This is a genomic window from Hahella ganghwensis DSM 17046 (genome assembly GCF_000376785.1).
In the GTDB taxonomy this organism is placed as follows: Bacteria; Pseudomonadota; Gammaproteobacteria; order Pseudomonadales; family Oleiphilaceae; genus Hahella; species Hahella ganghwensis.
On record NZ_AQXX01000107.1, the window covers coordinates 25,256 to 36,722 of the forward strand.

The window sequence follows — 11,467 nt, forward strand, 5'->3', positions numbered from 1 at the left end:
TTTGCAGGTGCTTCAGTGCCTTTGAAGTTCCTATAAAGCATCACGCTTCCTGTCTCGCTCTTAGCTGCGATTAATTCCTCTTTTTCAGTATCCCGCTGCGACAAATGTCTATATGTCTTTCTCCAAAAAAACTGGGGATTAGGTCATTTCTCCCATTTACAATGAGAATGATTCTCATTACTGTATAAGAACAATTTACAACTAATCACACTATGAGGCTCCAAATGGAATTGATGATATTGTCCCATTTGCCGACCCGCGTCCTTGAAGAGGGAATACTCCCTGCGGCTATCGATATGAACGTCGGCGTGACAATACTGACTGATTGCGTTCAGGAACATGTACTAAGGAGAGAGTCGGCATCCGTCTACGGAATCTGCAAAATGCTGGACTGTGACGTATTTAACCCTCTGTCCGTTGCACAGCTAATTTCTGTTCATAACCTCCCTGTTTCCGGAGTGATCGCCACCACTCCCAGTCTACAAACCAGTGCTGCCATTCTGGCCGAATACTATGGACTACCCGGCCCTTCCTGGCAGAACTCCCTGCTTTGTAGCAACAAACTTGCTCTTAGACGCAAATTGAATCCTGCGGATGAACTCGTCAAAGCCAAAATTATTCATCGGGAAAAAACTCAGTACTCCGAATTCCCCACTTCCTTCCCCCTTCTGCTCGAGTCTCTGGAAAGCGGTTCCGGGACTGAGAAGAAGATCGTCCGTAATACTGATCAGCTGGCTTCTTACCTCAAAACCCTGCATCAGGCTTATGCCATGATCGATGAGGTTCCAAATGGTGAACAATATATCCTTGAAGTCATGGGTACTCCGGACGAACTGATACTGCTTGGCGGCGTTAAGACAAACCATATTAATACTTCCGATCAATATGAGCGTTATCCAACCTGGATAAAAAACCCACCGGGAAGCCAGGAAATTCTGGCCATTCTGTCAACATTAAATCCAGGTCTTGGGCGTCACCATGTTGAGTATGTGGTGACGGATGATGAAGCCCAGATTCTGGAAATCCATAACGGTCTCAATAATGATGAGATCTCGCTGTCACTGAATCTTCATCTGCAGGGTGATTTATTTAGAGAAATCATCAAACTTAGCCTGGGTGTACCGATCTCCCCTCTGGAATTGACAGAAACAGCCAATGAAGAGGTGACCGCATGAGCCAAAACCCTCCTTACGCGGTTTATTCCCAGATTATCGGTGAACAGGCCGCGTGCCATTCCCTGCTTAATTGCCTGATCAAGGAATTCGCACTGCCGTTGTCACTGGTTCACTACGGCTGGCCTCCCGAACCTCACGGCTTACCGTTACAGTTATCCCATCGAGCCCGCTCAGTGAAAGCCATTCCCATGCGCGTAAATATGCCGAACGGTACCCGATTCCTGGTCCTCGTAGACAGGAAAGATAACCTGGGAAGCCAATACTATCTTTCCGGTGTTTTTGGAAAACGCCAGGCAGCCCCTTGGCGTAAGCTCGAGCTGACATCCTTTGCAGAATATCTTTTGGATAGCTGTTCTGATATTACCGGACACCGAAATGAGGAACTTCTGGATCAGATTCTTTCCAGCAGCAATCTTAAGCAAAAGATTATCGAGCACCTCGGCAAGGAGGTGCGGCGCTCTCTGAAGGGCTACCTCGATAGCGAACAGAGTCTGTGGTTTGGCCATCCGACTCATCCTGCGCCAAAAGCCCGACTGTGGCCTGAGCACTTACAACAGAAAGACTTCTCACCAGAGTTCGGCCGCTCCATGCGGCTGCATCAATTCGAAGTACCGCACGAAGGGCTTTGGATTAAAGGGAATGGACTTTCCAGGCAGCAAATACTGAACGGTTTTGCCGATCAGTCAAATGCCCATTCCGACATGGCCATCATCAGCATGCACCCGGTACAGGGAGAGCTGTTCAGATCCGATTCCCGCGTACAGCATTTTATCGAAAACGGCACCATTCGCGATTTAGGCCAGACCGGCTTTGAAGCATGGCCTACGGCGTCCTTGAGAACACTGTTTGTGAATAATCACGACTTCTTTATCCAAGGGATCGCTCAATGTCCGCATCACTAACTGTGTGCGCAAAAACTCCTGGTACGAGCTGGAAAGCGCACTGATTATCGATGATCTGCTCACCCGGTTGGTAGAGGAATACCCGGAAACTACCGGAGGGCTGACGCTCATGGGAGAGCCTGGGGCTATCAGCTGGTCACCTGTCGAAAGCAATGATGATGACCGCATCTGGTTCAAGGAGCAAACCGGCGCCATTCTGAGGCGCAACTTCTGCCGAAGCGCAGGAATGGAAAACAGCCTGATGGCGGGAACACTCTTTGGCCGTGACGGCACACTTTACCCCAATCTGCTGAATTTCCTGAGCCAGCAGGGAATTACTGTGGCCAGCGAGGAATTGCTTGAATGGTTCAGACGATATCAGTCATTGCTGCTGCGTCCGGTACTTAGTCTGTTCTATAACTATGGCATCGTCTTTGAGCCTCACCTGCAGAACACCATTGTCGTCCACGAGAACGGTTACCCTGTAAAAGTCCTGCTCCGTGATTACGAGGGTGTAAAACTCACTGCGGATACCGGAGTCCACTGGATACCGGAAGGAACCCATCCGCGAGTGAGGCAATCGATGACCTATCCCCGTTCTCAGGGTTGGAGTCGAATCGCTTACTGCCTCTTTATCAACAACCTGTCAGAGGCAGTTCTGGCGCTAACCCACAACCGTCCGGGACTGGCATTGGACTTGTGGGAAATCGTCTTCAATGAAATCAAAGAAATTCGGGATGAGTTGACCGTCGCCACTCCAGAGCTGGACGGACTGCTTGCCGGTGATGATATTCCCTGTAAAACCAACTTCAAGGTGAGGCTGGCGGGGGCTGCAGATAAACAGGCTGGCTATGTACGACTAACATCTCCCTGGAGTGATTCCATTGCGCACAGAAAAGCGTCCAGCATCACTCAAATGCAGAAAGCTGCGAGGTACGCCAAGTGACCGAAACAATCCCCAGTCAACTCCCGGATCACATTGTCGCCAACGCCAAAACACTGGCGTTAAAAGCACAGGACCCCGTGAGCGCTTTTATCTATGACCTGGACAGTTTGCGGCACCATACACGTCAGTTAATGTCGCAACTACCCAAAGGGGTAGAGCTCTACTATGCCATCAAAGCCAATAGTGAACCGGAAGTACTGGAAGCCCTAGCCCCTATTGTAGATGGCTTTGAGATTTCTTCCGGTGGCGAAATCCAGAAAGTGGTCGACTGCTCTTTACGCAAGTCATTTATTTTCTCCGGCCCGGGTAAACTGGATTCTGACCTGCGTGAGGCTATCAGTCATCGGGTGGAAATGATTCACCTGGAGAGCTTAACGGAAATCCATCGACTGGATGCCATTGCCGCAGAAATGAATCGTCGGCAAAAAGTGCTGTTACGCATCAATCCTGTTTTACCGGACAGCCTGGCAACCAAACTGTCCATGGCCGGTGTTCCCACCCCTTTCGGTATTGACGAAAACCAGCTGATTGAGGCCATAGCACTGGTTGAGAAGTCTGAACATCTCATACTGAGTGGATTCCACATCCATGCCATGTCACACCAGACAGAGGTTTCCCGGCACAAGCAGCTTCTGGACTGGTACCTGGAAAAATGGACGAAATGGAAAGGGCTGGTCTCAGACAAAAGCAATCTCCACTACTTCAATGTGGGTGGCGGTATTGGGGTTAACTATCTGTCAGAAGATCAGTTTGATTGGGGTGACCTTTGTCAGCACCTGAAGCAAAAAATCAAACAACATTCCAACCCTCCTCGCATAAGATTCGAAGCTGGCCGGTTTATTTCAGCGTTTTGCGGTTACTACCTGGTCCAGGTACTGGATATTAAACAAACCCATGGTCAGATTTTTGCGGTATGTCGAGGGGGAACACACCAGTTCCGTCTGCCGGCAGCACAGTCCCATGATCATCCGGTTATCCATTTACCGATGGATTCAGAAGGCCAACAGTCAACCTCTATGCTGGATATCACCGTTGTTGGCCAGCTATGCACCCCCAAGGACATTCTGTCCCGTCACCGGAAGCTGAAAGACCTTCGTGTAGGAGATCTACTGGTGCTGCCCAAAGCAGGCGCTTACGGATACAACATCTCCCACACGGACTTCCTGTGTCACCCAAAACCATTACAGATTTTTCTGGATTCAAGCGTTCTCGACGCATACATACAAAGGAGTGAAAAGCATGTTGCAACCGCTTGTAAATGAGAGCTCACAAAACCTGCCTCTACTTGAAACGCAAGCCAATCGGGAATCAAATGCCCGGTCCTACCCTCGCCGTTTACCCCTGGCTATCCAAAAAGCCGAGGGAATCCATGTCACAGATATGGATGGCAAGGTATTCATTGATTGCCTGGCCGGCGCCGGTACTCTAGCCCTTGGGCACAATCATCCGGTTGTCGTGGAGGCCATCAGAACCACCCTGGACCAGCAGGTTCCGTTGCACACGCTAGACCTCACCACTCCGGTCAAGGACGCCTTTATAGAGGAACTCTTTTCCAGTCTACCGTCGTCTTTTGCTGACGATGCCCGTGTCCATTTCTGTGGTCCATCCGGTGCTGACGGTATTGAAGCAGCCCTCAAGCTGGCCAAAACCGCTACAGGTAGAAGTGGCGTTTTTTCATTTCATGGTGGATACCATGGCTCCACTCATGCCACGATGAGTTTAAGCGGTACATTGCATCAAAAAGGGGCCATTCATGGTCTGATTCCGGACGTGCACTTCCTGCCGTACCCCTATACCTACCGCTGTCCTTTTGGTATTGGTGGCGAACAAGGGCACCAGCTTAGCACCCGTTATCTGGAAAGCATTCTACACGACCCTGAAAGTGGAATTTTGCCCCCGGCGGCATTGATTCTTGAAGTGGTTCAAGGTGAAGGAGGTGCCATTCCTGCACCAGTTGAATGGCTTCGGGAAATACGCCGTATCACTGCGGAAGCCAATATCCCCTTAATTATTGATGAGGTCCAAACCGGTTTTGGCAGAACCGGCAAACTGTTCGCCTTCGAACATGCCGGTATTGAACCAGACATCCTGGTACTTTCCAAAGCCATCGGCGGCAGTCTGCCACTGTCCGTCCTTGTCTATCGAAAGAAGTACGATCAATGGCAACCTGGTGCACATATCGGCACCTTCAGAGGGAACCAGTTGGCGATGGCTGCGGGTCTGGCCAGTCTTAGATATATCAAGTCGGAAAACCTGGCAGAGCAGGCACTGCACAAGGGACAGCAATTACAGACAAAACTGAATGAACTGAAGCAACAATGCGGCGAGATTGGCGATGTACGCGGACAGGGGCTGATGATCGGCGTGGAGATTGTTCACAGCGACGGAGAAACCGACCGCTTGGGTAATCCATTAGCTAATCCGGATCTCGCCTCCCGAATTCAGCGTCGATGCTTCCAGAAAGGACTCATTCTTGAGGTAGGTGGCCGTCACTCCTCTGTTGTGCGTTTTTTACCCCCATTAACCGTAACGAAAGAAGAGATTGAGCAGATCAGCGATATTTTTTCTGCGGCGGTGAGGGAACTCTGTCTGACTCAAGAGATCAGTGCTGCAGGATGAAGCCGGATTCCACACACACCTCAACGCGCCGTCTGATTGTATTGACGGCGCTTTTGGGCACCTTCACGGTCAGCTTCAACAACAGTGCGCTGAATCCTGCCGTACCAGTGTTTATGGAGTCCTTTGATATCGGGGCAATCACTGCAAGCTGGATCATCACCGGGTTCATGATCAGCATGGGAATGACCATGCCTCTGACGGCCTATCTGAGCCATCGCTACAGTAAAAGATCGGTCTATCTTGCCGGATTGGCCCTGTTTATCGCGGGTTCATGCACCGGCACTCTGGCCACTGACATGCCCTGGATCGTGACTGCCAGAGTATTACAGGGTATCGCCGGAGGTTTGATGATTCCGTTGTCATTGGCGCTCATCTTTGAGGTATATCCTATAGAGCAACGCGGCAGAATCACGGGGATCTGGGGAACCGCAGTTATGCTGGCTCCCGCAGTTGGTCCGGCTTTAGGAGGGCTGCTGTTGCAGTTCTTCAGTTGGCAAGTGCTGTTCGCCATGAACATTCCCGTGGGAATTCTGGGATTAGTCATCGGCTTCACCTGTTTGCCTGCGGACGAGAAACGTGAGCCACGTCAATTTGACTGGCCAGGTTTTCTGCTGGTGACTCTGGGGGTGGGCATAATGCTTACCGTGTTAAGCCGCTTCCGGGATCAGACGGCACTGGCAGACCCTCTAAACATCGGTTTGCTGATGGTCGCGGGAGTCTGTCTGATTCAGTTCATCCGTGTTGAACTAACCAAGCAGCATCCTCTACTCAACCTGAGGATTTTTGCCATCCCCAGTTACAGCTTAAGTGTCGTTATCGCCGTAGTGCATGCGGTCGGCATGTTCAGTTGTATTATGGTGCTGCCTCTGTTGATGCAGACGGTGCTTGGATATGGTCCTGCCTGGACAGGCCTGGCCCTATTGGCAACCGCCGTATTCGCCAGTGCTTTTGTTAATGTTGGAGGTAAAACGCTCGACACCAAAGGACCAAGAGGCATTGTCTCTATCGGCCTGTTGATCACCGCCCTGGCCACGATGGCCTTTGGCTGGATTGGTATCAGCACTTCGCTATGGGTCATTATCCTCCTGATGGCGGCAAGAGGCATTGGCATCGGTCTTTCCTATATGCCAGTCACCACAGCAGGGCTCAATGCTATCCCGGAAAACCTGGTCGCCCAGGGATCGGCGATGAATAACATTCTACGCCGGGTCATCGCTTCAATTGCGATTGTGACCGCTTCGATCTATTTCGAGATTCGCAGCGCGCATCTAACCTTTTCAGGTATCTCCACATCCCAAAGCGGTCTCACCGCCATAAACGAAATCTTTTTAACTGTCGGGCTCCTGCTTTTGCTGGCCATGCCACTGGCATTGCTACTTCCGAAATCTGCAACCCGATCCCGGAAAGAGCAATCGCAACCGGAGACATCATCAGCGAACAACCTGTCTTTCCTTAAGACCTCTATTATCAAAAAGCCCCGTATTTTCAAAAAGCACCCCAACTTAAATCAGAAATTGAACAAGGTAGAATCATGAGTGTTTTGGAAGCCAAGGAAACCGGAAACCAAACTCAATCCACCATCGCCGATCAAACGGCTCGTTTGATTGATGCGCTGGCATCAAAACAGTTTCAGCAGGTTGAGCAACGTGTTATCAGGCAATTGTTGCAAACTCTGATCTATGAGGACGTCCTGCCCTATGAATTTCGTCAGGATGCCACACCAGACAATAAAGGCTGGTTTGTACTTGAAGGTAAAACCCTCGACGGGAAACCCGTGCACTATCATTGCCGTGGTGGTGCCAAGGTCAGCTTCGGACAGATAAAACTGGAAAAAGTGGCAGTACTTAGGATTTCCGAGAATGGGCAAACCCGGTCTGCCACTCTTCAGGATACGTTGACAGAAGTGATCGCCAGAATTCCCGAGTCCGAGCTGTTAGCAACCTTTATGGACGAACTTGAGCAAACACTGCTCAAGGATCTTCAGTCTCAAACCCAGGAAAGGCTTACACAGCCATGGAACGGACAGCTTGATTTTGATGAGCTTGAAGGCGATATTCTAGACGCACACTCCTACCACCCCTGCTACAAATCCCGCATTGGATTCTCGTTGCAGCAGAATGAGCAGTATGGCCCTGAATTCAAGAACTCCATGCAGTTACACTGGCTGGCAGTTCATCACCCTTTGGGTCTCATGAACCATTCGATGTCGACCGACTATCAGGAAATGATCCGGGAGCAACTGGGCGAGCAGGATTTTCAACGCTTTGCAGCATTGTTAAAAGCTCAGGGTCGAAATATCGAAAACTTCTGGCTGCTCCCTGTGCACCCCTGGCAATGGGAGGAAAAAGTTCTGGCGACGTTTTATCCTGAGCTGGTCAATAAAGACATCATTTATCTGGGCACAGGATCCGACCATTACCGGGCTCAGCAATCCATTCGAACCCTGGCAAATGCCAGCGTCAAAGAGAAGCCATATGCCAAGCTGGCCCTGAGTATCACCAACACTTCTACAAGCCGCATTTTGGCAGGTCATACGGTGTTAAACGGCCCCATCATCACTGACTGGTTGCACGGCCTGGTGGCACAGGACGAAACAGCCAAAGAAATGGATTTTGTGATCCTGGGTGAAACGCTTGGCGTGACCTTCAACTATCAGCAACTGCCTGATGTGAGAAAAACCAAGGCCTATGGCACTCTAGGCGTCATCTGGCGGGAAAGTCTGCATCGTTACCTACGTGAAGGTGAGGAAGGGTTTCCGTTTAACGGCCTTTGCTCCTATATACCCGAACAGTCAAATACATCAGGACAAACTTCCAGCGACCCTGTTCCACTCATTGATGCGTGGATCAAGCAATATGGGGTTAAAGCCTGGACTGAACAACTGCTGAAAGTATCCATCTCACCGATTATTCATATGCTGTTTGCGCAGGGCATTGGTATGGAATCCCATGCCCAGAATATCGTATTGATCCACAAGAACGGATGGCCGGTACGCATTGCTTTGAAGGATTTGCACGATGGTGTTCGCTATTCCCCTTCACATCTGGCTTACCCGGAGAAAAACCCTGATTTGTACCCTGTTCCTCCAAGCCATGCCGAGATCAATCCGAATTCCTTTATTCTGACCGATGACCTGGATGCGGTGCGGGATTTTTCCTGCGATGCCTTCTTCTTCATCTGCCTTGCGGAGCTTTGCATATTTCTGGAGCAACAATATCAGTTGGAAGAAACCAAGTTCTGGCGTATGGCGGCCAATGTGATTCTCGACTATCAGAAGTCTTATCCAGAACATGCCGAGCGTTATAAAGCTTTTGATGTATTCGCGGAAACCTACCAAGTGGAGGAGTTGACCAAGAGACGTCTGTTTGGCGACCACCAGCCCCGCTTTAAAAAGGTTCCCAATCCGCTTTACGCTCACAAGCCTAAAACACGCTGAGAGCCTATTTTTCAGAAGCATAAAACAGCTGGCCAACAAGGGTATTCAGACTGTTTTAATCCAGAAGACAAGTGCGGAATAGCCTTCCGCGCTTGTGGATATAACTGAGCGACAGTTCCCGGCGGCCTGCCGCTTTAATGCGCTCAATATTTCACCTGAGCTGGCTTTTTCACACGAGCACGCTCCAATCACACGAGTAAGGAAATAAACGTGATTTTCAACGACCCCCCCCAACAACAGGCTGCCGAAATCATTATGCACGACCTGATAGAGTGCCTGTTTGCTGAGCGCTTCTTTATCAATGCTCAACAGGATCTGCATTCATTGGAACAACTTCAAATCCAGTGCGAACAATATCCAGGTCTGTTCAATCAGATATCCACCTGGCCTTTGACAACTGACATTCCGCAGATAAACACATTGTTCTGGCGCTGGTGGCCCGCAGAGGATGCATTTGTTGTCATTCCGGTGAAGCCTGGTATTTGCCACACTCTTGAGCGTGTCCGCCATACACCGGTTTATTCAGTAACATTAACGGACAGCCCTGCCGGTTACGAAGTGTCAACTGTTACGCCTGTCGCGCTTATGAAGATGGTTCAGAAATCACTTCCTGAAGATATGCCAGGGCAACCCAAAGGATGTGAGTTGTTTATTCAGACCCTGGCGGATAGCCTGGACCAGACTGCCTGGTCTATGGAGCACAATATCAGGACAGATCAATTATTGCAGCGCTCGCCAGCAGAGGCCTTTCAGATACTGGAGCAGTGGGCATCGGTCAGAGACCGCCCATTTCATCCCACCGCCAAAGCCAAAAGTGGGCTGGATGAGGTGAATTACCGACGCTACATGGCGGAGTTTGACCATCGTATTCCCATGCAATGGGTCGCTATTCCCTTGCAACTGTTGGAATGGGGAACCGGAGTCGATTCACCACGCCAAAACACACCGGCCAACTATATCCTGACAGACGAACAACGTGAAACGCTCCACCAGGAAATGGTGCAACGAGGAATTGATCAAAGCCATATTGCGATACCGATTCATCCGTGGCAATTGGAACATGCTATTCCCCGGCTGTTAGCGGATGAGTGGCAGAGCTGTACCTGTGAAACGCTGGCATTTCAGGATATGGAGTCGTTGGCAACGTCTTCCGTTCGTTCAATGGCCCCGGTGACTGACAGCCCCCACTATCTGAAGTTGCCGATGGCAATCTATTCACTGGGCGGGTCCCGCTATCTGCCGGCGGTGAAAATGATCAACGGTCAACGCAGCGAACAACTGTTACGCCGGGCTCTCCCTCTGGACAAAGTGCTGGACGAACAAGTGTTCCTGTGCGATGAAACCAAATGGTGGGCCTATATGCCAGAGGGCGGAAGCCTCTTTGACGAAGCTCCAAGGCATCTTTCTGCCATGGTACGCAGTTACCCAGAGCACCTACTGCAAGATTTCCGATATCGGATGATCCCTATGGCGGCATTGGGCACACTGTTGTCTAATCAATCCGACGGTCCTGCGGAGCGTTCAGAAACCCAGCATGTTTTCGACCACTGGATGACCTATCGTCAGTTGGAGGCAAATAATGCTTCGGTACATCAGCTGTTCCGGGAAGTTTGCCACTGCTTTCTGAACATCAATCTCCGGACTCTCCGTATCGGCCTGCTGGCAGAGATGCATGGCCAGAACGCCGTATTGATCCTGAAAGATGGGAACGTTGACGGGCTCTTATTCCGAGATCATGATTCACTGCGCCTGTTTGTGCCCTGGCTGGAGGACGCCGGACTGGCCGACCCGGAATACTGCATCAGAAAGGGGGCTGCCAATACGTTGTATCATGACGCACCGGAAGATCTGCTGTTCTACCTGCAAACACTTGGAATCCAGGTCAACCTGCGAGCCATTGTCGAGACCCTGTCACTGCACTATGGGATTGAGGAATCTTCGCTTTGGTACACCATCAAAGATGTGATGAGCCAACTTATCGAGGACATCGATTTCTCTGATGACGCTCGGGCAATGATTAAAAAACAAGTATTCGAATCCAAGGAGTGGCCATTAAAACTTTTGATCAAACCCATGATCGAACGTGCCGGTGGACCCGGTAGTATGCCGTTTGGAAAAGGGACCCTGCAGAACCCGTTTCATCAATTGAAATGTCCTGAAACCAACGCTTAATTTTTCTGCTCGGAAAGGGACGGACAGCGGATACTGATCACTGTCCGTCTGATTTCCCTATCCCTTTCAGATAATAGATAGTCAATTACTATATGACTGATTCCGTTCATCCTATCCCCTCCTAGTCCATTGTTTTTATTAGGCTTACTCAATTCTTAATACCTCCTTTCGGCTACGTAAAATCGCGTCTCACCATCACATTAATAAGTCGTTATGCTTAAATATTAATCAGCCCGAC

General features: G+C 50.2%; 8 protein-coding genes. All 8 read left to right on the forward strand.

Going from position 1 to position 11,467, the window contains the following annotated elements; translation table 11 throughout:
- Window positions 1-224 precede the first annotated feature (224 nt).
- The 8 genes from F566_RS0111385 (at window position 225) to F566_RS0111415 (ending at window position 11,229) form a co-directional block, all read left to right on the forward strand.
- Window positions 225-1,175: an ATP-grasp domain-containing protein gene (locus F566_RS0111385; RefSeq protein ID WP_026179934.1), complete on the forward strand. Its 951-nt coding sequence runs from the start codon at window positions 225-227 to the stop codon at window positions 1,173-1,175.
- Window positions 1,172-2,077, forward strand: a complete 906-nt coding sequence (locus F566_RS37305) for an IucA/IucC family protein (protein ID WP_211210649.1) — start codon at window positions 1,172-1,174, stop codon at window positions 2,075-2,077. The genes F566_RS0111385 and F566_RS37305 overlap by 4 nt, the downstream gene beginning before the upstream one ends.
- A gap of 4 nt (window positions 2,078-2,081) precedes the next feature.
- Window positions 2,082-3,002, forward strand: a complete 921-nt coding sequence (locus F566_RS37310) for an IucA/IucC family C-terminal-domain containing protein (RefSeq protein ID WP_211210651.1) — start codon at window positions 2,082-2,084, stop codon at window positions 3,000-3,002.
- A complete protein-coding gene (locus F566_RS0111395) occupies window positions 2,999-4,264 on the forward strand; it encodes a type III PLP-dependent enzyme (RefSeq protein ID WP_020407116.1) in 1,266 nt (421 codons plus the stop codon). The genes F566_RS37310 and F566_RS0111395 overlap by 4 nt, the downstream gene beginning before the upstream one ends.
- Window positions 4,242-5,621, forward strand: a complete 1,380-nt coding sequence (locus F566_RS0111400) for a diaminobutyrate--2-oxoglutarate transaminase (RefSeq protein ID WP_020407117.1) — start codon at window positions 4,242-4,244, stop codon at window positions 5,619-5,621. Before F566_RS0111395 ends, F566_RS0111400 begins: the two co-directional genes overlap by 23 nt.
- A complete protein-coding gene (locus F566_RS0111405; RefSeq protein ID WP_020407118.1) occupies window positions 5,618-7,156 on the forward strand; it encodes an MDR family MFS transporter in 1,539 nt (512 codons plus the stop codon). The genes F566_RS0111400 and F566_RS0111405 overlap by 4 nt, the downstream gene beginning before the upstream one ends.
- Window positions 7,153-9,057, forward strand: coding sequence for an IucA/IucC family protein (locus F566_RS0111410; RefSeq protein ID WP_020407119.1), 1,905 nt, complete (start codon window positions 7,153-7,155; stop codon window positions 9,055-9,057). The genes F566_RS0111405 and F566_RS0111410 overlap by 4 nt, the downstream gene beginning before the upstream one ends.
- Before the next feature lie 210 nt (window positions 9,058-9,267).
- Window positions 9,268-11,229 carry an IucA/IucC family protein gene (locus F566_RS0111415; protein WP_020407120.1) on the forward strand — a complete coding sequence of 654 codons (1,962 nt, stop codon included), beginning with the start codon at window positions 9,268-9,270 and terminating at the stop codon, window positions 11,227-11,229.
- The last annotated feature ends 238 nt before the right edge of the window (window positions 11,230-11,467 follow it).

What these genes read in the sequence shown, in the direction of transcription:
- F566_RS0111385 (WP_026179934.1), top strand. Translation starts at nt 225, where the DNA reads ATGGAATTGATGATATTGTCCCATTTGCCGACCCGCGTCCTTGAAGAG.
- F566_RS37305 (WP_211210649.1), top strand. Translation starts at nt 1,172, where the DNA reads ATGAGCCAAAACCCTCCTTACGCGGTTTATTCCCAGATTATCGGTGAA.
- F566_RS0111400 (WP_020407117.1), top strand. Translation starts at nt 4,242, where the DNA reads ATGTTGCAACCGCTTGTAAATGAGAGCTCACAAAACCTGCCTCTACTT.
- F566_RS0111405 (WP_020407118.1), top strand. Translation starts at nt 5,618, where the DNA reads ATGAAGCCGGATTCCACACACACCTCAACGCGCCGTCTGATTGTATTG.
- F566_RS0111410 (WP_020407119.1), top strand. Translation starts at nt 7,153, where the DNA reads ATGAGTGTTTTGGAAGCCAAGGAAACCGGAAACCAAACTCAATCCACC.